This is a genomic window from Algoriphagus sp. A40, assembly GCF_002002735.1.
GTDB lineage: Bacteria > Bacteroidota > Bacteroidia > Cytophagales > Cyclobacteriaceae > Algoriphagus.
On the sequence record NZ_MUNY01000044.1, the window covers coordinates 122,277 to 145,149 of the forward strand.

General features: G+C 44.8%; 19 protein-coding genes. 15 read left to right on the forward strand and 4 right to left on the reverse strand.

From position 1 onward, the window contains the following. Positions 1-38 precede the first annotated feature (38 nt). Positions 39-3,497: an ATP-binding protein gene (locus B0E43_RS28340; RefSeq protein WP_168171910.1), complete on the reverse strand. Its 3,459-nt coding sequence runs from the start codon at positions 3,495-3,497 to the stop codon at positions 39-41. A gap of 362 nt (positions 3,498-3,859) precedes the next feature. Between B0E43_RS28340 and sucD the strand changes: the two genes are divergently transcribed. The 6 genes from sucD (at position 3,860) to B0E43_RS28370 (ending at position 11,710) form a co-directional block, all read left to right on the forward strand. Next, complete coding sequence (sucD, locus tag B0E43_RS28345; protein WP_077348178.1) at positions 3,860-4,741, forward strand: succinate--CoA ligase subunit alpha; 882 nt, start codon at positions 3,860-3,862, stop codon at positions 4,739-4,741. Between the two features lie 121 nt (positions 4,742-4,862). Beyond that, positions 4,863-6,317, forward strand: a complete 1,455-nt coding sequence (locus B0E43_RS28350) for a DUF294 nucleotidyltransferase-like domain-containing protein (protein ID WP_077348180.1) — start codon at positions 4,863-4,865, stop codon at positions 6,315-6,317. 243 nt (positions 6,318-6,560) lie between these two features. After that, positions 6,561-8,888 carry a PIG-L family deacetylase gene (locus B0E43_RS28355; RefSeq protein ID WP_077348182.1) on the forward strand — a complete coding sequence of 776 codons (2,328 nt, stop codon included), beginning with the start codon at positions 6,561-6,563 and terminating at the stop codon, positions 8,886-8,888. A gap of 102 nt (positions 8,889-8,990) precedes the next feature. Continuing rightward, a complete protein-coding gene (locus B0E43_RS28360) occupies positions 8,991-9,851 on the forward strand; it encodes an ROK family protein (RefSeq protein ID WP_077348184.1) in 861 nt (286 codons plus the stop codon). A 192-nt stretch (positions 9,852-10,043) separates the two neighbouring features. Continuing rightward, complete coding sequence (locus B0E43_RS28365) at positions 10,044-10,994, forward strand: carbon-nitrogen hydrolase family protein (RefSeq protein ID WP_077348186.1); 951 nt, start codon at positions 10,044-10,046, stop codon at positions 10,992-10,994. Between the two features lie 101 nt (positions 10,995-11,095). Further along, positions 11,096-11,710, forward strand: coding sequence for a DUF4230 domain-containing protein (locus tag B0E43_RS28370; RefSeq protein WP_077348188.1), 615 nt, complete (start codon positions 11,096-11,098; stop codon positions 11,708-11,710). 323 nt (positions 11,711-12,033) lie between these two features. On the opposite strand, the gene B0E43_RS28375 is transcribed toward B0E43_RS28370, so the two are convergent. After that, complete coding sequence (locus B0E43_RS28375; RefSeq protein WP_077348190.1) at positions 12,034-13,404, reverse strand: Gfo/Idh/MocA family protein; 1,371 nt, start codon at positions 13,402-13,404, stop codon at positions 12,034-12,036. 143 nt (positions 13,405-13,547) lie between these two features. Here B0E43_RS28375 and B0E43_RS28380 point away from each other — a divergent pair, with 143 nt between their 5' ends. From B0E43_RS28380 to B0E43_RS28395, 4 genes are all read left to right on the forward strand, one after another. Next, positions 13,548-14,420: a geranylgeranylglycerol-phosphate geranylgeranyltransferase gene (locus B0E43_RS28380; protein WP_077348192.1), complete on the forward strand. Its 873-nt coding sequence runs from the start codon at positions 13,548-13,550 to the stop codon at positions 14,418-14,420. A gap of 231 nt (positions 14,421-14,651) precedes the next feature. Beyond that, positions 14,652-15,734, forward strand: a complete 1,083-nt coding sequence (proB, locus tag B0E43_RS28385) for a glutamate 5-kinase (RefSeq protein WP_077348194.1) — start codon at positions 14,652-14,654, stop codon at positions 15,732-15,734. Then, positions 15,727-16,968, forward strand: a complete 1,242-nt coding sequence (locus tag B0E43_RS28390) for a glutamate-5-semialdehyde dehydrogenase (protein WP_077348196.1) — start codon at positions 15,727-15,729, stop codon at positions 16,966-16,968. The genes proB and B0E43_RS28390 overlap by 8 nt, the downstream gene beginning before the upstream one ends. An 86-nt stretch (positions 16,969-17,054) precedes the next feature. Further along, entirely contained in the window at positions 17,055-17,474 is a 420-nt protein-coding gene (locus tag B0E43_RS28395; protein WP_077348198.1) for a rhodanese-like domain-containing protein, read from the forward strand. A gap of 30 nt (positions 17,475-17,504) precedes the next feature. Here the strand turns inward: B0E43_RS28395 and B0E43_RS28400 are convergent, their stop codons facing one another. Together B0E43_RS28400 and B0E43_RS28405 are read right to left on the reverse strand one after the other, a co-directional pair. Further along, on the reverse strand, positions 17,505-17,957 hold the full coding sequence (locus tag B0E43_RS28400; protein WP_077348200.1) for a hypothetical protein: 453 nt from the start codon (positions 17,955-17,957) through the stop codon (positions 17,505-17,507). A gap of 160 nt (positions 17,958-18,117) precedes the next feature. Beyond that, positions 18,118-19,215 (reverse strand): Gfo/Idh/MocA family protein, encoded by a 1,098-nt coding sequence (locus B0E43_RS28405; RefSeq protein WP_077348303.1) that lies wholly within the window; start codon positions 19,213-19,215, stop codon positions 18,118-18,120. Between the two features lie 158 nt (positions 19,216-19,373). On the opposite strand from B0E43_RS28405, the gene B0E43_RS28410 reads away from it, so the two are divergent. The 5 genes from B0E43_RS28410 (at position 19,374) to B0E43_RS28430 (ending at position 22,804) form a co-directional block, all read left to right on the forward strand. Beyond that, the gene (locus B0E43_RS28410) at positions 19,374-19,826 is read left to right on the forward strand and encodes a heme-binding protein (RefSeq protein WP_077348202.1); all 453 of its coding nucleotides are present in this window, start codon (positions 19,374-19,376) and stop codon (positions 19,824-19,826) included. A gap of 11 nt (positions 19,827-19,837) precedes the next feature. Then, positions 19,838-20,293, forward strand: coding sequence for a hypothetical protein (locus B0E43_RS28415; protein WP_077348204.1), 456 nt, complete (start codon positions 19,838-19,840; stop codon positions 20,291-20,293). Further along, positions 20,290-21,276 (forward strand): carboxypeptidase-like regulatory domain-containing protein, encoded by a 987-nt coding sequence (locus B0E43_RS28420; RefSeq protein WP_077348206.1) that lies wholly within the window; start codon positions 20,290-20,292, stop codon positions 21,274-21,276. Before B0E43_RS28415 ends, B0E43_RS28420 begins: the two co-directional genes overlap by 4 nt. 177 nt (positions 21,277-21,453) lie before the next feature. Beyond that, entirely contained in the window at positions 21,454-21,825 is a 372-nt protein-coding gene (locus tag B0E43_RS28425) for a VOC family protein (RefSeq protein ID WP_077348208.1), read from the forward strand. Between the two features lie 10 nt (positions 21,826-21,835). Further along, positions 21,836-22,804 carry an NAD(P)-dependent alcohol dehydrogenase gene (locus B0E43_RS28430; protein ID WP_077348210.1) on the forward strand — a complete coding sequence of 323 codons (969 nt, stop codon included), beginning with the start codon at positions 21,836-21,838 and terminating at the stop codon, positions 22,802-22,804. Positions 22,805-22,873 lie beyond the last annotated feature (69 nt).

The window sequence follows — 22,873 nt, forward strand, 5'->3', positions numbered from 1 at the left end:
GGGGGATGGGTAATAGATTTGTCCTGAAAATACAAAAATTAAACTTCGGACAATGGAATTTCGACCAAGACTCTCGTGCCCGAATTTTTGGCACTCCAAACCTGAATGGTTCCTCCCATCAGGTGTACCAGGTTTCGAGTGATGCTCAGCCCAAGACCTGTACCTTCAAACATCCGGTCATTGCCTTTACTTTCCTGCTCAAATGGGTCGAACATTTTTCTTTGAAATTCCAAAGAAATTCCAACTCCGGTGTCTGAGACTTCCAACAAAAGCCGGTCTTCCACTTTTTGGCAGGTTACTTTTATCAATCCTTCTTCGGTGTATTTGGTCGCATTGCTGACCAGATTATTTAAGATCATTTCTAAGAATCTCCGGTCCACTTTGGACTGGAAAGCAGGACTTAAAAACTGGAATTCCAGATCCAAACCTTTGCGCAAAGCCACATCCCGGAGTGGGCGGATGATGGTTTCCAAAAATTCCTTTACGTCGGTTTTAGTATAGACGACTGGCATTTTGTTTGCCTCGATTTTTGCGATATCCAGCAGGGAATTGATCGTGCCTAGGAGCCTTTCGCCACTCTGAAGGATTATGTCGAGCTGAGAATGGAGATCTGAATCATTTTTTCGAATCATCATGATATGCTCGGCACCACCAATGATCCCATTCAATGGTGTTCGGATTTCATGACTGATATTGGAAAGCAAGCTGGACTTAAACCGGTTTGCCTCCTCAGCCTTTTCCTTGGCTTCTCTCAACTTGTTTTGGACAGATTTTTGGGCTGTAATATCCTTGAAAACTGACAGAACCAGCCCCTTACTTTCACGCTCATGCTCAAGTTGAACAGCAAAAACTTCCATATCCAATAGGCCTGTTTTCCATTCAATAGGTGCTTCCATTGATATCCCTTTTTCTGGAGAAAACTTTAGCCGGTTAAGCAGGATATCCAAATAATAATTCTTCATGCTTTCGTCCTTAAACAAGAAGGAAATTGGCTGACCTTCCAGCTCGGTTACGGTACTTTTCATCATCGCAGCAAATGCCGGATTTGCGGTGAGGATTTTTTGTCCTTTCAGGGTCAGGAGCATCCCGTCTTGAGAACTTTCCCAGACGTTTTTAAACTGCTGTTCGGCGATCACTTTGCCTTTGCTTTCCTTATCTACGGCGGTTTGAAGGACGCCAAGATTCTGGAGCTGCCTGAAAAACATATTGATCAATACTCCCAATCCCAGGAGAAAAAGTATCGCTGAAACAATGAACCATATCTGAAGGTAAAATGGAGCAAGCACCACAAAAGGCCCGGAAGAAACTGTTTCAGAGAAAATCTCCCCATCATAGGAAGCCTTTAGCTCAAACTGGTAGTCGCCTGCAGGTAGATTGCTGAAAAAAAGCTGATTTGATCCTGGATTTTTCAAAATTGTCCATTCTGAATTTTCCTGGTCTTTGAGTCGGTAATGGATCCAAAGTTCCCGGGATTCATTAAATGCTGGTGACAAAAAACTTACTTCAAGGGAATTTTGGGAAAAAGAAATATCCGGATTCACCTTGCCTAATATTTCATCTTCTCCCAATTTAACCGAACTCAAAAATACAAATGGTGCTCCGCTGGCATAAAAGCTCTCCTCCGGAAAAAAAATGGAAAGGCCTTTTTGGGTCCCGATCAAAATCCTTCCAGTAGAGGATTCAACTAATGCTCCCCGATTTATTTCGTTTCCTACGAGCCCATTTTTTTCTCTGAAATGGCTGATTTTATCTTCCCCCAAAATAAAAATTCCATTATCTGTTCCTGCCAGGATGTTTCCTCCTCTGTCTCTTAACAAGGCAAAAACAGCATTGGTGATCGGTTTGCCCAAATGGATATAATAACCTAGGTACCCTTCCCTGTAGATTTTCAAACCAAACTCAGTACCCAGCAGCAGACTTCCATCCGGCATCTCCAGGTAATCATAGCCTTCGGCCAAAATGTACCTGGATGTTTCAACCATGGGGTAAAGATTTTCCAGCTTACTGGCCCTCAGAACAATTATTTTTCCGTTTTTGAGTTTTCCGGCCTTTCTGAAAAACACAGGAGATCCTATCAACAGTGAATCAATTTCTGATGTCAGTTCCCGTTTGAATAGTTGATTCCCTCTTGCAGTAAGTGGTGCCATAAACACCCGGTCGTTGGCGACCATCAGAAGGCTGTCCCCTTCCACTTGCACAGCCGAAATGTTGACATTATCCGGAGAGGGAGTAAGTGTTATTTTTTCGGTTCGGGTATCAAAATGCCCGACTCCACCCCAACTCGCTGAAAACCATACTCCGTGTTTATTATCCTTCGAAAAGTTGACTATCCTATGGTTGGGAAGACCCACTTCAAAATCGTCCCGAAAAATCGTTTTGATCCCAGTTCGGGAAAAAATCTGAATTCCATTGTTGAATCCAAAAAGAAAGGACCCATTACCCAGGTCGGAAATCGCTGTCAATTCCTCACCCAAAAATTCCTTGGACTCCGATCCATAATTCTGAAAAACCTGACTGTTGTTATTAGCCATGCCTCTGTTGGTTCCTACCCAGAGTATCCCCTCCCTGTCCAGAAAAATTGTCTGTAGGTAAATGGTGTTGAACAATTCAAAAAGATTGATGTAAACAGGCCTGTTTCTTGAAGGGTTGAATTTCAAGAGGTGAGAGTTGAAATGAAAAAAGACATTTTCTCCGGCAAACTCAAGAGAAAAATAATCCGCATGCATATAGGCTTGGGAGGAAAAACCCCTGCTGACAATTTCCGTGGGAAACTCCGCCTTGGGCCCTTTGGCCAAGTAGTCTTTTCCCAAGAAATAGAATTCACCTGAATGAGGGGATTGCTTTACCAAAAAAGGAGTGGATGGCAAGGGGATGCCCCGATAAGTGTAGGGGATCAATTTCTCCCCGTCAAACTTCAGCGTCTGATACTTAAAATTCAGCATGAATTCTCCATTGATCTCCAATACCGAAATCAGCTCCCCGGTCTGGCCTGACTCCCTGTCAATCACCAGTTTTTCTTTCTGTCCTTCCTTCCAATACACCAGACTCCTTCCCGCATCCAGGAAAAAGTGCTTCGCGTCCGATTTTCCGGTTGTGAAAAACCCAATTATCGAATGGATCCTGGTTTTCACTTCCCCGGGAACCTCTATTTCCTCCCATCCATCTTGTATTGCTTTCATCAAAACCGGCGTTCCGTTGGCATTGTATAGCCACATGATCCCATCCCCGTCTTTCAGAATAGAAATCCTATAACTAAATTTTCGAATCAGAGTATCAGGTAACTCATGGGTCTGAATCCCATCGGAATAAACAATCCCCCTGGTCGTCGAAAACCACATCCTGCCCAAGGTATCCTGCTCGATCTCGAGAACATTCTGAACCGGTAAATTAACTCCCTTTGGATTGGCGTTAAACTTAAAATTCTGGGCAAAACCAATGCTTTGGATCAACAAAAGACCCATTGTCAAAAGAAAAGCCGGAAACCACAATCTTAGCATGAAACGAAAATAGGAAAAGATTCCACTCACCAAATTTCCCGGGAATGATTCTGGGGAAGAGCTTATTAAAGAAATCCTTTTATTTCCATGGATGGAAACCGGAGCCTCCAAATCAGTCAACAAATACATTCAAGAATTTGGGACTTGAATTGCTACTCAGCCCTAAACTTAGAACTATTCATTTCCAGTCTCTGATCAGTTTAATTTTTTTTAACCCAAACTATAGGCAAGTCTTTAGAGATATCACCTAATGGGTTTTTAGTCAAAAGGATTCAAAAGCGATTTCCCCCGAGAATGTTCAGCTTTTCTTTTGTCAGCGGGTGGTTTCTTTTATTTTTGTGCCAAACTTTAAAATTCGAAGCATGAGTGTACTAGTCAATAAAAATTCCAAGGTGATCGTACAGGGATTCACCGGGTCTGAGGGCTCTTTCCACGCACAGCAAATGATCGAGTACGGAACTAACGTAGTCGGCGGTGTGACTCCTGGCAAAGGCGGATCGACCCATTTGGATAGACCTGTTTTCAATTCGGTAGAAGAGGCAGTTCAGAAGACAGGCGCTGATGTTTCCATCATTTTTGTTCCTCCAGCATTTGCAGCTGACGCAATCATGGAAGCTGCCGATGCAGGCATCAAAGTAATCATCACCATCACCGAGGGAATTCCGGTGGCTGATATGATGAAAGCCAAACCTTACATCAAAGAAAGAGGCTGTGTCCTGATCGGTCCAAACTGCCCCGGAGTAATCACCCCAGGTGAAGCCAAAGTTGGCATTATGCCAGGTTTCGTTTTCAAAACCGGCCGGATAGGAATCGTTTCCAAATCAGGAACATTGACCTATGAAGCAGCTGACCAGGTTGCAAAAGCAGGTCTTGGTGTATCTACCGCCATCGGAATCGGTGGTGACCCGATCATTGGAACCTCCACCAAGCAGGCTGTTGAATTGCTGATGAATGATCCTGAGACAGACGCGATTGTCATGATCGGTGAAATCGGAGGAAACTACGAAGCGGAAGCTGCAAAATGGATCAGGGACAACGGCAACCTAAAGCCAGTGGTAGGGTTTATTGCAGGTCAGACCGCACCTCCAGGCAGAAGAATGGGACACGCAGGAGCCATAATTGGTGGGGCTGATGATACAGCAGCAGCCAAAATGCGCATCATGAGAGAAAACGGAATCCACGTCGTGGATTCTCCTGCTGAAATCGGAGTTACTATTGCAAAAGTTCTTGGTGTAACTGCCTAATCGGTAAATCATTTGGGTTTTTGGCCCGAACTTTAAATAAAGAAACCGCCCCGAAATAAAATTCGAGGCGGTTTTATTTTTAGGTGAATGGAAACCTTTTCACTTTTCGTATTTTCAATCCATGCACGCACCTGGCACTTTTGTCTCCGATCAGTTTTATTCCAAAAAAATAAAGGAACTGAATGTCCGGAGAATCCGCTTGGCTTCACCTGAAGAATCCATCCGGAATTGCGCAGAAATGATGGCATTGGAACAAGTCAGTTGCTTGTTTATCGGGGAAACTGTTGAGAAAATCGCGGGATATATCACAGATCTTACGCTTCGGGACAAAGTATTGGCAAAGGGATTTCCTGCCGAATCACCTGTCAGCCAAATCCTGGAAACAGACCTGGTATTTATTTCCCCGGAAGCTTCACTTGTCGAAGCGCTTCTGCTGATGTTCCAGACCAAAGCACGCTATCTACTTGTTAAAAATAGAGAAGGTTTCTTGGGCTGGATCAGCAGGACTAAGGTCCTGACTGAGCAGAGTCAGGGGCCCTTTATGTTTATTCAATCAGTGAAGGAAGCAAGACACATCACCGAACTGGAGGAAAAATGGGCCCGAATGCCTGAAATCATCCACCTGCTGATCAGTCGGGGGATGAAAGCAGCATTGGTTAATCAGATCATTACAACCGTGGCAGATACTATCACCCAACGGGTCATTGAACGGGTGATCAAAGAGATTGGACCAGCCCCGGCCAAATTCGTTTTTATTGTCTTGGGAAGTGAAGGCCGAGGTGAACTCACTCTGAAAACCGATCAGGACAATGCAATAATTTACGAAGACAAGGCCAATGAACACAGGGAGGAGGTCCGGGCATATTTTCTGGACTTTGCCACTAGGGTTTCCACTTCTTTGGATAAAATTGGAATTGTCTTCTGTGAAGGCGAACTGATGGCCATGAATCCCAAGTGGACCCATTCGCTGTCCCATTGGAAGAGAAATTACGATTCCTGGATTTCGGATGCATCCCAGGAAACGGCCATGAACTACACCACTTTTTTTGATTGCAGGGCCATCTACGGGGAATTTTCACTTTTGGAGGAGCTTAAAATTTACATGGGTGAACTGTTGGAAAAGGCTTCTGAGCGGTTTTATACCAATCTTGGCCACAATGCTTTGCAATACGTGGCTCCGCTGACATTTTTCCGAAAAATAAAAACTGAAGAAATCGACGGTGAAAAACAACTGAATCTCAAGCAGACCATGCGGCCAATCGTGGATCTCGCCAGAGTTTACGCCCTGAAATACCGGATTTTTGAGACAAATACCACCCACAGAATTAGCCTTCTGCATGAAAAGGGTGTTTTCACTGCCAAAGAAGCACAGGAACTGATCCATGCCTTTGACTATTTGATGGGTTTAAGGCTGGAAAATCAGTCTCTTTCCATACTTGACAAACACCGTAAACCCAAGAATTACCTCAAAGTCAAAGACCTCACCAAAGTCCAGCAAGTCACCCTCATTGAGATTTTTAAAGTTATCGAAGAATTCCAGGCACGAATAAAAATTTCATTTACACGGAGTCTATAATTTCTTGCTTTCAGAAATACTTTTTTAAATTTTTTATAAAAGTTGTTTTTTATTCACCAAAGTTTTTTAATTTTGTATGAAAGAATAAATTGCGGAAGGAGTCGATAAAATTTGACTAAAATTTGGCAAAACACTTCTATACAAATTTAAATTTGGAGAAAATGGATAGAACTTCTCCAGAAAATTTGGAAATCACCTAGAACCATAACAATATATCTTACACCACTAAACTGTCTCACCAGTATGCTCAGTAAGTATCCTCTCTCCGAAGTAGAAAAAGCCTTTTTGGCCGAATCCGGAGTGGACAAAATCTCGACCCTGATCCCTTATCTTGTCGTTGACAATTTCCCAAAACTTGGCCTGCTTACCGCTTGCCGCTTCTTGGAGTGGGCAGCTGCCAATCCTGAGGGAGTAATCAGTTTGCCTACAGGTAAATCTCCTGAGTTTTTTATCAAATGGACCCAATACTTACTGGAAAACTGGGACACCAAAAAAGGAAAAGAGGTCCGAGAAAAACACGGTCTTGGGGCCACCAAAAAACCGATTTTGAAGGATTTGACTTTTGTGCAGATCGACGAATTCTATCCGATTTCTTCCAAGCAGCATAATAGCTTTTACGATTACGTCAACAAGTTCTACATCAATGGCTTTGGACTTTCTAAGGAAAATGCCATCCTGATCAACTCAGATGAAATCCCATTAGCCAATGGTCTTCATTTCAAGGAGGTTTTCCCTGACCTGAAAGTGGATCTTTCCCTGAGATTCCGCGATCCGGTCAATGATCTGGAGAAGATCCAACAGAAATCCATTTACATGATCGACCAATGGTGTGGAGAGTATGAGCAGCGCATCCGTGACAAGGGCGGCATCGGTTTCTTCTTGGGAGGAATCGGCCCTGATGGACACATCGCCTTCAACACCCGGGGATCACACATTTTCTCCGTGACCCGACTGACTGACACTAACTTTGAAACACAGGCAGTAGCGGCAGGTGACTTGGGGGGAATCGAGATTTCGGCAAACAGACTCGTCATCACCATCGGATTGGATACCATTGTGTACAATCCGGAGGCAGTCGCAATCATCATTGCCGCCGGTGAAGCCAAAGCCGGCATTGTGAGAGACTCACTGGAGACTCCTCTCAACAACGTTTTCCCGGGCACTGTCCTGCAAAAACTTAAAAATGGAAGGTTCTACCTGACCAAAGGTGCCGCTGTCAAGCTGACAGATTCCATGGATGCCTATTACCAAAAAGGAGAGTGGACCTTTGAAAAGACCGAGCGTTCAGTCATTGAACTTTGCAAAAAACTGAACAAATACGGTCACCGAATCAAAATCGAAGACCTCAAGGCTGACAAATACACCAAGTTGATCCCTGGGCTTTCCGAAGACACGGTCAATCAGGTGATGAAAGCTGCCGAAGCCAAGTTGGCAAAGGGTCTCGAACAAGAAAGCAACGAGGTAGTTCTACATACCGGACCTCACCACGACGATATTTCCTTGGGTATTCTTCCTCACATCACCAATCAGCTCAATGAACCTACCAACGAAGCGCACTTTTCGGTATTGACTTCGGGCTTCACCGCAGTAACCAACACCTTTGTGATTGACACCCTTCAGCACACCAAAAATTTGCTCGACGAAGGAAAAATCCAAATGGTCAATTTCGAGGACTTTTTCGAAGTGGGATACAGCCTCAAAACAGATAAAGACGTCTACCACTTCCTGACCAACGTGGCTTCCGAAAATCCCGATGCCCGTAAGCGTGGCCTTTGTCATAGAGTCGTGAGAGCCTTGGTAATAGTCTATGGTGTGAAAAACAAAACCCAGCTTCGCGAAACCATCAATGATGTCATCAGCATCCTGAAGAACTCTTACGATGGGGAGAAAAACCCTGCAAAGATTCAAAAGCTGAAAGGCATGATCCGGGAGTTTGAAGAAGAACTGGTTTGGGCACACTTTGGAGTACAGGTGAAAAACGTCCACCACTTGAGATTGGGCTTCTATACCGGGGACATCTTCACCGAACAACCGGATAAAAACCGCGATGTCGAACCGATCGTGGAAATGTTCCGCAAAATCAAACCGACCAAGATAAGTTTGACACTGGATCCGGAAGGTTCCGGGCCGGACACGCACTATAAGGTACTTCAGGCCACTGCCGAAGCGGTGAAAAAATGGAGCCAAGAGCATGACACCAGCAATCTGAGAATCATCGGTTATCGAAACGTCTGGTTCAAGTTTGAGCCGCATGAGGCAAATGTGATCGTTCCGGTTTCGCTTGGCGACATGTCAGTGATGGAAGATTCATTTTCCAACTGCTACTTGAGCCAGGTAAATGCCTCTTTCCCTAGTTACGCTCACAATGGTAAATTCAGTACAGTAGCCAAAAGAACTTGGGTTGGGCAACTTAATGACATTCAGCTTTTGCTGGGCAAAAACTACTTCTACCTGCATGAGCGGGCAAAAGTAAGAGCCAGCCACGGCTTGATTTTCTTCAGAGACATGAATGTGGACGAGTTTTTGGCCACAGCAAGAGAACTGGAAAAATCAATTGAAGGGATGCTTTAAATCCTTCGAAGATCTGCCAATTCAAACAAGGAAGCAGCAGGAACAATCCTTGCTGCTTTCTTCACCAAAACAAACCAATTACAGTTCAATAGACCACTGCGGATGGAAAAAGCCATTTTAGGATTAGATATCGGTGGAACCGGCATCAAAGGCGGGGTCCTGGTAAAAGGACATCTTGAAGACATTCGCTCAATTCCAACCCCAGCTTTGGAGAGTAAGGAATTCATTCTGGAGACTATTGCCTCGTTTATCGAAGGATACTCCCAATATGATTTCGTAGGAATCGGAATCGGGATTCCCGGTTTAGTTGATACCCGGGAAGGGATAGTCTTAGGATTGGCCAATATCCCCTCATTTCAGCATGTGGAGTTGAAAAAATTCCTTACCGAACGATTTGGCAAACCCGTTTTTGTCAACAATGACGCCAACTGCTTTGCTATAGGAGTACACAAATATGGAGTAGGAAAACCCTTCAAAAATTTGGTCGGAATCACCCTCGGTACCGGAGTTGGAGGAGGAATTGTGATCAATGGTCAACTCTATTCGGGGATGTTTTCAGCCGCCGGGGAATGGTGTAGTGCCCCCTACCTTGACCATAATTACGAATATTATTGCAGTGGAAAATTTTTCCAAAACGTCTATAAAAGCAAGCCAAAAGCACTTGCCAAACTGGCTTTGACCGGTGATCCGGTGGCTATTCAAGCCTATGAGGAATTTGGGCATCATTTGGGGGAACTCCTAAAAGTGATCCTTTATTCCCTTGCCCCCGAGGCCATAATTCTGGGAGGATCGATCCGGAAAACCTACCCGCTTTTCAAAAAATCATTGTTCAAAAGCTTGGAGACATTTGCCTATCCTACGGTTTTGGCGAACCTGAAAATCTTGATTTCGGAGTTGGACGAAACAGCAATTCATGGAGCTGTTGCCCTCGTGGATACCGAAAAGGATATGGTGACAGTTTAAAAAAAATAAAGTTGGTTTTTTAGTCAAAAAGAGCGGTTTCTCAGAAATCGCTTTTTTTTGTTTTTGGGCCACAAAGGCAGGAAGGCACAAAAAGTTCTAAGTTGCCAAGATTAGCAGATTAAAAAAACGGATGGATCAAGACCCCATCCAACCAAAAGATTTCTGTTATTTTTAATCGCAAACCAATTATCGATGTCCGATTCCTCACTCCAGGTCGCCTTAGCCCAAATCGCTCCGGTTTGGGCAAACAAAGCTGCAACGCTAGAAAAGGTCAAAGCTTCAATCACCGAAGCTTCAGAAAAAGGTGCAGAATTAATTGTCTTTGGAGAAGGCCTTGTTCCTGGTTACCCTTGGTGGCTTTCCATCACCAATGCCTCGGCCTGGGACAACAAAATTCAAAAAGAAATCTATGCACATTATGCCCGAAATGCGGTGCAAATCGAAGTTGGAGACCTGAAGGAAGTACAGGGATTAGCGAAGAAACATCACATCGCGATCTATTTGGGAATTATTGAGCGACCTCAAGACCGAGGAGGACACAGTCTGTATTGCAGTTTGGTCTACATTAATCAACATGGAGAAATCTGCTCAGTCCATCGCAAACTTCAACCGACCTATGAGGAGCGCCTAACTTGGTCACCCGGAGACGGAAAAGGGCTCCAAACTCACTCTTTGAAAAATTTCACTCTCGGAGGACTAAACTGCTGGGAAAACTGGATGCCCCTGGCAAGAACTGCTTTGTATGGCCAGGGTGAAAACCTCCACATCGCCGTCTGGCCTGGTTCTGTAAGGAATACTGAAATGATCACCCGGATGATCGCACAGGAAAGCCGATCTTTTGTGATTTCTGTTTCCAGTCTGATGCGGGTTGCAGGCTTTCCTGCTGACACCCCTCACTTGGATTTGATTTTGGAAAACTTTCCCGAGAATATGGGCGATGGTGGCAGCTGTATCGCAGGGCCGGATGGCAAGTGGGTTTTGGAACCTGTACCTTTCAAAGAAGGGCTTTTGATCGAAACTCTGGACTTCAACAGAGTATTGGAAGAGCGACAAAACTTCGATCCCGTTGGACATTATTCCCGACCGGACGTATTACAATTAAAAGTCAATCGGGAGAGGCAAAGCAGTGTTTCATTTGAATAATTACCATTCTTTTATCTCCCTGTGTTTATCTTAATTATCAAGATAAATTGGATCAACTTGGAATTTTCCACAATTTCGAAACATCATTTTTCTGCTTAAGTATGAACAAATTTGGATTCGGTTTTCTCATCGCATTGGTATTATTCGCGGGGTTTTGGTTTTTCTACAATGGAAAGCAGGAGCGGGAGGAGTTGCTGGCCAGTTCGGAGCTGATCCAAAAACAGGTTCAGCAAGTCGGTAAACTGATCGTCACCGAGGGCTATTATTCCAAGGTTTTTACCTTCAAAAACTCCCAAAGCCTCTTTTTGAACCTTTGGACCTCAGACAAAAAAGCGCTGGTCGTAGTCAACGCCAAGGCTACGGTGGAATATGACCTGAGACAATTGGAAACAGAAATCGATGCCAAAAACAAAACCCTCATTCTGAAAAAAATCCCCGAACCCATCCTCAACATCTACCCTGAAATCGAATACTACGATGTGACCCAGGACTATTTCAATTCCTTCGAGGCAAAGGATTACAACAAGATCAAAAACTCTGTCACCGCCCAAATCAGAACTCAGATTGAAAAATCGGATTTGATGGAAAATTCCCGGGAAAGGCTGATGGTGGAGCTGACCAACTTCTATGTCCTCACCAAATCCATGGGCTGGACGCTTATGTACGAGGAACAACTCATCGAAAATCCCGAGCAACTAAAGCTGATCAAAAAGTGAGTTTAAGCTTTTTATAACACATAGAATCAAAGAGATCAAAGTCATTTAGCCAGAGCGAACTCTATGTGGACTTTGTTCATTTGTGTTGACTGATTTTTTCAAGCTAAAACACAGAGAAACATTGAAATCAACATTCACTCAACCTGAGCAAACTCTTTGATGACTTTGCTCTTTTGTGTTTAAAAGGATTTTTTTCGCGAAAAGCCTTCGCGTTTTTTGCGGTTAAAACATCAAAAAAATCCCGCGAAGCACCAGGCCCCGCGGGAAAATTCGAAATCCCAAATCCAAAACTTGTGCTGAGCTCGCCGAAGCATCCGAAATCCTCAGGCTCCTCTCCCGCTCACTTGAAGCGGAATATCCGTAAGATCCTGGATTTTGATCGGCTTGCCTTGCTCAATGGAATGGCGTGCGGCGATCCCCACCAGACAGGACATTGCTCCATCCCTGCTTCCGGCAGATTGTCTCCACGGGTCCGGTGCATTGGTATCAAGAAAGAGCTTATTCTTCAGCCGGGTATCTCCTCCTCCATGGCCACCCCCACCTTGAGGCACAGTGATGACATGACGCTCGCCAAAGTTTTTGACCAAGACGAGTTCGTCCTCAGCCCTTTCATCCCAAGGTTGGCTTTCCTTGATCCAGGTTTCCAATCGGCCTTTAGTACCGTTGAAAGCGATGCGATAGCCTTCATAAGGCGAATAGGTAGTCAACGAATAGCTCACCTGCACCTTGTTTTTGTACTTAATCTGCACCGCCATCTTGTCGTAGATATCGATCTCCTCACGGAAAACGCAGCCATCCCGATGATAGCCATCGTATTTTTCATTTTCTGCATAAAGCTTGGTCAGGTGCTCGCTCTTGGTGATGTCCCAATGGAAATCACACTTGGAAGCATGAGGACAGCCCCGGCAGGTCGTGGATCGGAATGGGCCGTTTTTCCCATAAAACTCCAAAGCCCCATAGGCATAGACTTCTTCAGGATCCGAGTCCAGCCACCAATTGAGCAGATCAAAGTGGTGGGTGGATTTGTGCACGAGTAGGGAGCCTCCAAACTCTTTTCTGCCATGCCACCTTCGGAAATAATCCGCTCCATGAGAAGTGTCGAGGTACCAGTGAAAATCTACCGAAGTGATGGTACCGATTTCCCCCGCCCGTAGCAGTTCATAGAGTTTTTGGCGATGGGGAGAATAGCGGTAATTAAAAGTCACGATGAGTTTTTTGCCAGACTTGCGCTCTGCATCAAGGATAGCCTGCATCTTCACTTCATCGGTGGTCATTGGCTTTTCGGATATCACATTCATCCCGGCCATGAGACCTTTGACGATAAATTCGTGATGGGTGCTGTCCATGGTCGTGACGATCAACACATCGGGCTTGGCATCCCTGAGCATATCATCCGCATTCAAGAATAGCGGGCATTCCACCCCCATATAGGTTTTGCCATACTTCATACGGCCTTCGTTTTTGTCGGAAAGCCCTACAAATTCCACCTGATCTTGATACGCCCGGATCACTTCCCTGCCCCACATAGACAAACCTCTCACGCCTGTACCGACCATAGCGAGTTTCATTTTTTCTCCCGGCTTGTTAAAAATCGTAAGTGCTTCGGCAATGGGATGAATCAGCAATGATCCCGCCAGCATTCCACCGGTTTTTGCGATAAAATCCCTCCTGGATTGATTTTCTGCTTTATTCATAGTTCTTTGGGTTAGTTCATTGGTAATGAAAGGAAGTTAGGCAAAACTTAAAAAAGGAGCTTCAAAAATTACGAAATCGATTTATAAACCACATAAAGGGAAAAACTCCGGAAAAGAGAGCTGATTTACCCTAATTTTAGATCATGAATACCTTGAGCATAGAGCGCAGTATTTCCATTCGCGGACTTTTCCGCATCAGCAGGCCTATCAACCTACTATTGGTTGCTTTTACCCAGCTGATGACTGCGTTCTTCTTGGTCGAAACCACTCAAACTGGACTTCCGGTTTTACAGGATTACAGACTTTATCTTTTGGTATTTGCCACTGTTCTGATCACGGCGGCAGGCTATATGATCAATGACTACTACGATGTCAAAATCGACTATGTCAACCGCCCGAATGAAGTTGTGGTAGGCAAGGGAATCAAGCGTCGGATGGTAATTTTCCTCCACTCAGCACTTAATTTTTTTGCAATCGGACTCGGCTACCTGGTGTCGCCCCGGATCGCCGTAATCAATTTCGTAGCCACGTTTTTACTCTGGATTTACAGTAACCGGCTAAAGCGAGAGCCTTTTATAGGCAACTTTACCGTTGCTTTTTTAACCGGACTTTCGGTATACCTGGTGTCCTTTTACTACCAAAAATCAGAACTCCTGGTACTTACCTATGCCATTTTCGCTTTCTTCCTCAATCTGATCCGGGAAATCATTAAAGACATCGAAGACCGACCGGGTGACCGGAAACACGGATGCCGCACACTTCCGATTGTGATCGGTTTCCGCAAAACCAAACAAGTGATTTTCTTGATTGCTTTTGGCTTTGTATGTTCAATTTTGATTGTCACTTTCAAAATAAACAGTCCGATTCTGTTTGCTTATTTCGGGATTTTGGGCATTTTTTTCCTCTGGTTTATGTGGAAAATCTACCAGGCCGACCGAAAGGATCACTTCACTCAACTCAGTGCAATTGCCAAAATCCTGATGTTGGTCGGGACGCTGAGTATGGGGTTTTTATGATTTTTGATTTTCGGTTTACGAGGCCTTGGAAATTTTCATTTCAAAGATGAAAGTGGTTACTGATTTCTTCTTCCCCTATTAGGATTAAACTTTTCACTTAAAACTTGAAGGAAGATTGAACCTGGACAAGGCGTCGTCCTTCGTAAATCAAAAATCGTAATTTCGAAAACAACCTCAAAAAGCTAGCGATTTGGCATCCAAACCCTTATTTTCATGCAAATTTTCTAACAAATGCTGGAAAGTAAGGTATTGGTAATAAAAATCGGTTCGAATGTCCTGACCCAGTCCAACGGGCTGCCGGACCTGGAGCGGATGCAGCATCTGGTCAATCAAATCCATGGTTTGATTTCCTCCGGAAAAAAAGTGGTGCTTGTCAGTTCTGGAGCTGTGGCTTTCGGAAGGCAGTCTATTCCCTTGCCTGAAAAACTCAACCCTGTTTTCAAAAAGCAGATCTGGGCCTCCACAGGTCAAATCCGTCTGATCAACCAATACCAGCAATTCTTTGGAAATCTGAATCAGCACATTGCCCAGATTCTGGTGACCAAGGAAGATTTTCGCGACCGGAAGCACTTCCTGAACATGAAAAACTGCATCGAAGCGCTGCTTCAGCAGGGGATTTTACCGATCATTAATGAAAATGACACAGTAACGATCACCGAATTGATGTTTACCGACAACGACGAACTGGCCAGTCTGACCGCTGCTATGATCAATGCGGATACGCTGATGCTCCTGACAAATGTGGACGGGATTTTCACCGGAAACCCTTCTGACCCTAGCTCCGAGTTGGTTGAAAAAGTGGCCTTTTCCATGCCTGAAGTATCGAATTACATTTCAGCTACCAAGTCGTCCTTTGGGCGGGGAGGGATGCTAACTAAATATACGATGGCCAAAAAGTCTGCCGATTTGGGCATCCAGGTCATCATTGCCAATGGAAAGCGGGATGGAATTTTGGACGAGTTTGCTGCAAAGTCATTGCGCTGCACCTGGTTTGAACCGCAAAAAGTCAAGAATGCACCAAAGAAATGGCTGGCACACGGAGCCCAATATTACAAAGGAGAAATCACGATCAATGAAGGAGCAAAAAATTCCCTGTCTTCTACGGTGATCCGAAGTCTTTTACCAATAGGGATTACCAAAATTGAGGGAGAATTTTCCAAAGGCGATATTCTCCTGATCCGTGATGAAACGGGCCACAAAACCGGACTTGGAAGAGCTGAATACACCTCCAAACTTGCCCTGGAACGGATGGGGCAAAAGAACCAAAAGCCTTTAATTCACTACGATTACCTGTATCTTTTCGATCATGAATGAGTACAATAACCTTTTTGAACAAGTACAAAAGACTAGCCGGCGACTGACCGGCATCAGCGATAGCCTGGTCCATCTGATTTTGGAAGACCTCGCCACACTCGCTGTGCGGGAGACCGTGTTTCTATTGAAGGAAAACCAAAAAGACCTGGAACGGATGGAACTGTCCAATCCGATGTACGACCGGCTTTTACTGACCGAAGCAAGGATTCAAGGAATTGCCGCAGAAATCCGGCAAGTGGGGCAATTGCCAAGCCCACTCCATCATATTTTGGAGGAAAAAAAGCTGGAAAACGGACTGGTTTTAACAAAAACAACAGTTCCTCTTGGGGTTATCGGGATCATCTACGAAGCTCGCCCCAATGTGACTTTTGATGTATTTACCCTTGCCCTCAAATCCGGAAACGGGCTGGTGCTCAAAGGAGGCTCTGATGCGGATTTTTCCAACCGGGCAATCCTTAGCCTGATTCACAAAGTTTTGGAAAAACACGGGCTACCGACAGCTGCTTTTCAATTACTCCCTCCTGATCGAGCGGCTACCAAAGCCCTATTGGAAGCGGTCGGATTTGTGGATGTTATTATTCCTCGGGGTTCTCAGGGCTTGATCAATTTTGTGAGAGAAAACGCCAAAGTTCCAGTCATAGAAACCGGTGCGGGAATCGTCCATATTTATGTCGATGAATCGGCAAATATTTCTAAGGCCAAAAAAATTATTCACAATGCAAAAACCCGCCGTCCCAGCGTCTGCAATTCTTTGGATTGCCTGATCATCCACGAAGAATTGCTGGACGAATTGGGCGAATTGGTGCTTCCGCTGATGCTGGACAATGTGAAAATCTATGCGGACGACAAAGCTTTTGCCCATCTTCAACGGCACGAACTGATCCAAAAAGCGGATGAAAGCCACTTTGGAACCGAATTTCTCAGCCTGAAAATGGCGATCAAAACGGTGAAAAACCTGGATGAAGCCCTGGATCATATCTCCACATATTCTTCCAAACATTCCGAAGCGATCATTTCAGAAACTCCGGAAAACATTGAGCGATTCCTCTTGGAAGTCGATGCTGCGGCTGTTTATGCCAATGCCTCGACAGCTTTTACAGATGGAAATCAGTTTGGATTGGGTGCCGAAATCGGCATCAGCACGCAAAAACTACATGCCCGAGGCCCGATGGCACTCCGGGAATTGACCAGCTACAAATGGGTGGTAAGGGGAAACGGGCAGGTAAGAAGTTGAGAATCCGTAAAGGAAATTATTCATTATCCTCTAAAGTCAAATTTCATGGAAATGGATTTTACTACTTTTGAGAAAAACCCGGAAAGATGAAAAACCTCCTGATTCTATTGGCCTCTTGTTTTTTGGCTTTCACCTCCTGTGAATCCAAAAAAGGAAGTACCGATGCAAGTGCTTTGGAAATAGAGAAAGCCACGGCAACCAACCTGGATCCTGTTCAGTTTCAGGAGAAGAGCGCAAACGGAATCATTCTCGACGTCCGGACTCCGGAAGAAGTTGCTGCAGGGAAAATATCAGGTGCGATAACTATGGATTTTCAACAATCCGACTTCCTCGCCAAGGTCAAGGAGCTGCCAAAGGATCAGGAAATCTACATTTACTGCGCTGTGGGAGGTCGAAGTTCCAAAGCTGCTGAGCTTTTTATCCAAGAAGGATTTACCAAAGTCTATCACTTGAGTGGGGGAATAAATGCTTGGGCCGGAGCGGGACTTCCTGTTACCCAGGAGTAGGATTTAGCTTCCTGAATCCATTTAGACACATCAAAAAATGTCCAGAATTTGGTATCGAAGGCCGTTGAATTCAATCTTTTCCCCTTTTACTTTTCCCTTCATAGCCACATAAATCGGTGCATGCACAGACAGTCCAAAAACTGATTTTCCATTGACGTCCACGGATTCGATTGAGGTGCTGATGAAAAATATCCGTTGATCGGTCACAATGACAGCCCCTTCTTCTACTTTTTGGCAAATCCGATCCGGATCGATTTTCTCCAAAGCCATCAACTCATTTTTCAGAAAAACCAATTCGTGCTCCATTCTGATCAGCACCTCATTTCTCTCTGACGCCCCTCTTGGCTCCTGACTTGCACTCTCCTGGTGATCCGTTACGGCAGCACTGAGCTGCAGGATCTCCTTTTCAAAATCAGAAATCGTCAATTGTTGCTTGATCACACAAGCGTGAAGAATACTGGCCTTTGGAAGTCTTGAGTCCATGGAGAAAAGAGGTTTAGTTTTAACAATAATAGGCCCAGGATGTCCAAATTATCATGATGAAAGTCAGGGGAAAAAATGATTTGGGCAAGCAACAATTTTCCTTTTGAAATGAAAGAAGCGGGGATCTTTCCTCTTTTCCAGGCAGAGATCCCCGTCGTCCTTAAACCATCACCCTTTTGCCCGTTCTGGCACTTTCCAGGATAGCTTCCACGACCTTGATATCTCGTAGTCCTTCTTCTCCCGGCACCTGCATTGGTTTTCCGCTCAGGATGCTTTGGGCATCGTCATCCATCTGATAAACTTGCTCCATCGGTTGCTGAAATGGGAAATTGATCTCTCCTAATGGGCTTTTCCCTTTGTTACCGGCATAAGCCGAAAAAGGTGCCATTTCAATAGTCCCTTTTTCGCAGACGATGTTGAGAAAATTCACATTTTCGGCAAAAGAAGTCTTGATTTTGCCGGTGACGCCTCCTGGAAATTCCAGCTCGGCCTCTACGATTTCTCCCAATCCATCTTTGTAGATTTCGGGCCGCTCAGTCCAGACTTTGGCTGATTTTACTGCGATTGGCTCGCTATTGGCGCCCAATCTTGCTCCCTGAATGGAATAGACACCCATGTCATAGATCACACCACCTCCCATTTCCTTCTTTTGTTTCCAATGGTCGGTGCGGCCCTCCCGGTATCCTGCCGCGCAGTCGAGAGACAGAACCTTTCCGAGCTTTTCGCCTTTAACAATTTCCTGAAAAGCCTTGGTATTAGGCTCATGCTGGCAACGGTAACCAATTAAGAGGCTTACCCCATGTTTCTTGCAGGCATCGATCATGGCCTGACAATCAGCAGAAGTGACAGCCATGGGTTTTTCGCACCACACCTGCTTTTTGGCAGCTGCTGCCCGCTCCACATATTCCCGGTGCATGGAGGGAGGCAAGACTACGTAGATCACATCGATATCCGGGTTGTCTTTGATGGAGTCAAAGTTTTGGTAATTGTAAATATTCTTTTCGGGGATGTTGAACTTCGCCTTCCATTCGGCCGCCTTTGCGGGAGTTCCTGTCACGATTCCTGCCAAGTAGCAATTTTTGGTCAATTGAAGTGCTGGGGCCAAGAGGTCTTTGCTGTAATAGCCTAGACCAACCAAGGCAATCCCTAGTTTGTCTTTTTTGAGGAGATTGCCGGAGGCCAGGAGGCTTCCGGGGGAAACCAGTCCCAGGCCAGCTACCAGGCTAAGGGCTTTGAGAGAGTCACGTCTTGAGGTCATGGATTGGGTGTTTAATGGTTTAAATAGGTAAAAGTTAGATTGATATTGATTTGGAATTTGGTCAAAAGTCATTGAAAATCAAATTTTAGCGTTTGGATTGATCTTAAAAAAAATCGGTACTTTAGAATTACACTTATCACATAAACCTCCAAAAAACCATGAAAACGCTATTGATTTTTGTTCTCCTCTCACTCCCTTTCTTTTCCTATTCCCAGACCAAACCCTACCTGACCATTGCAGATGCAGACCGGATTACTGCTGCTGCTGAAGCAAAGGCAAAAGCAGAAGGCTGGAATGTAGTCATCGCAATCCTTGACGATGGCGGGAATCTGGTTTCTTTGAGACGCATGGATGGGGTTCAGGTCGGCTCAGTCGACGTTGCCCAGGCCAAAGCTAAAACCGCTGTTTATTTCAAGCGGCCCTCCAAAGTCTTTGAAGACGGAATGAAGGCCGAAGGAGGAGCCAGAATTGCCACCCTGCCCAATGCAACTGCCATCGAGGGCGGACTTCCTATCTTCAAAGACGGCATCATTGTCGGTTCAATTGGGGTATCCGGAGTCACCTCAGCTCAGGATGGGATAATTGCCGATGCAGGAGTAAAAGCCTACTAGAGGTTTCTAGGATGCTTAGAAAATTACAGACAGTTGTCCTAAAATCGACTCTCCTCATCGGCACTCTTGACCTCTTAGCGGCTGGTATCCAATACTTCCTCAAAACCGGAAAAGGCCCTGCCCCGGTCTTGAAGTTCATTGCCAGCGGAGTATTTGGCCTTGAAGCATTTTCCGGAGGAGATATCATGATTTTCTATGGAATCCTGTTTCATTATCTGATCGCTTTCAGCTTCTCGCTGTTCTTTTTTGTAATCGGCACAATTTTCCCGGTAATTCTTAAGGCAAGGGTTCTCACCGGAATTGTGTACGGAGTCCTGATTTGGATAGTGATGAACCTGCTTGTCCTACCCTTTTCGAACACACCAAAAAGTGATTTTCAATGGCTTAATGCTGGAATAGGCATTCTCATTTTGATCTTCTGTGTCGGATTGCCACTTTCCTTTATTGCGTCAAATACCCGAGGATGAGATCTAAAATCTTTCTTTTTGCATTATTTATCTTGTTGCTTTCCAATAACCTTGTCGGACAAATCCTGGTTAAAGGCAAAGTGCTGGACGGAAAAAACAACCAGCCGATTTCCTACGCCAACATCGGAATCATCAACACTCGTGTCGGGACACTTACTAACGGGGATGGCACTTTTTCAATAGAAATACCTTCCGAGAATGCCCGGGACACGCTGACATTTTCCGCCTTGGGATATAAGCCAAAATTCACTCCGGTTTCTTCATTAGAAGAATTAGTTGAGATCCATTTGTTCCAAAAAGAAGTGCTCCTTCAAGAAGTCACCGTCCGGTCCAAAAAAGACAAAGTAAAGGGATGGGAACTGGGCAATAGATATGAGAAAGGCGGACTGAATATGAGTTCTGGCGTGGATGCCAACGCCGGAGCATCTGTAGCTCTCTTGATCGAGAACAAATACCCGAGCTATCACGAAGAGCTGGTGTACCCGGTCTATTTGGAAAGTGCCAAACTTAAGATCAGCGACAACACCACGGGCCCCTTCAAGATCCGTGTCAGACTTTACGAAATTGATTCGCTCAGTGGGGCACCGGGCAACGAATTCCTTGACCGAAGTATCATCCTAGAATCAGACATTAAGAAAGGCTGGCTTGATTTTGATCTTTCCCAATACAATATCCTGGTGGCTGGTCCATTTTTTCTAGCTTTTGAATGGATCTTGGAGGAAGATGAGCGAGATGCCTTGAAACAAATCTACCGTGAATTTGAGCAACTGCATCCCGAGCGGGTAGTGATGGACTCCACACTGGTCGATGGAGAAATGATCCCTGCACTTCACTATATCCATTTTCTTCCGGGAACTGCCTTTGGGGTATCACTCTTGCCCTTTTCGCTTGAGCATTACACCTGCTATTCTCGATACAACAGCCTTGGCCAATGGAAACGGGCTGCCTATATCCTCACAGCAAGGGTGAGCGTAAGTAACTGAGGATCCAAACTACAGTTGTTCAGACCCTATATTTCGACCAGTCCACCGACTGAAAATACCTGCCAATGAATTTTTATTTCCAGGTTAAAACAAGCTCAATCCGGAAAAACACCCTTATTTTCAACAATTTAATTGCTGTTTTTCCTAGCTTTAAGTAGGCTTCAAATTTAAAAGACTATGAAACTAGGCGCTTTTTCCATCAGCCTTTCTGTGAAAAACCTACAGGCATCCAAAGAATTCTATGAGCATCTTGGCTTTTCTGTATTTGCAGGAAGTGATGAGATGAACTACCTCATTATGAAAAACGAACAGACGTTGATCGGTCTTTTTCATGAAATGTTCGAGAAAAATATTTTGACATTCAATCCCGGATGGGATCAGGATGCAAAGACTCTTGATTCATTTGATGATGTGCGGTCTATCCAGAACCATCTGAAAGAAAAAGGCATCAAACTAGCTCAGGAAGCCGATGCCGGAAGCAGCGGACCAGGGAGTATTTTGTTTTTTGATCCTGACGGAAACTCAATCCTGATCGATCAGCACATCTGAATCCTATTTTATGAAAGCCTCAGTTCGTTATTCCTACGGCCCTATCGAATCCATTCAAATAGAAGAAATCCCAATTCCAGAACCCAAACCAGATGAACTCCGAGTCCGGGTGATGGCCACTACAGTCAACCGGACCGACATTGGAGTATTGACAGGAATGCCGCTTTTGATGCGTGCATTTGCCGGTTTCCCGAAACCGACCCTGCCTGTAACTGGGACTGATTTTGCCGGGATTGTGGACAAAGTCGGGGAAAGTGTTTCAGGTTTTCAAGTCGGTGACCGGGTCTGGGGATTTTCAGACGATGGATCTGGGACACATGCTGAATTTGTTTGCTATTCCATTAAAAGACCGTTGTTGCCAATTCCGGATGGAATTGATTTCGCTACAATAGTGTCCTGCGCTGAAGCGGCACATTATGCCTATAATTTTCTGAACAAGGTAAAATTAGAGACAGGAGACCACGTCTTGGTCAATGGAGGAACCGGAGCCATTGGTTCTGCAACCATCCAACTTCTCAAATCACGTGGAATACGAGTGACAGCAGTTTGCCATGAAATCCACGTCGAAAAAGTGAAAGCTCTAGGTGCTGACCGGGTAATTGCCCTGGAAAAAGAAGACTTCACCAAAGAGAAAATCGAATACGACTTTGTATTGGATGCGGTGGGAAAAAGCCGGTTTTCACTTTGCAAACCCATTTTAAAAGAAGGAGGAATTTACATTTCTTCCGAGCTTGGCCCGAATTGGGAAAACCTCACTTTGGCCCTGCTTACTCCGATTTTCGGAGGGAAAAAAGTCATATTTCCGCTTCCCATTGATATTTTGGACAGTATGAAGGTGATTCAGGACTTGCTCCTCCAAGGAAAATTCAAGCCTTTGATCGATCGGTCATTCTCCTTAGATCAGGTCCGAGAGGCCTTTTCCTATGTTGCTTCGGGAAAAAAAGTCGGAAACGTGATTTTGGATTTATCCGGAAATTAAACTTTAGAACTTCCTCCGAAGGAACTCGCATTCAGGTTTTTGTATATTTATTTTCCCTGTTCGGCATTT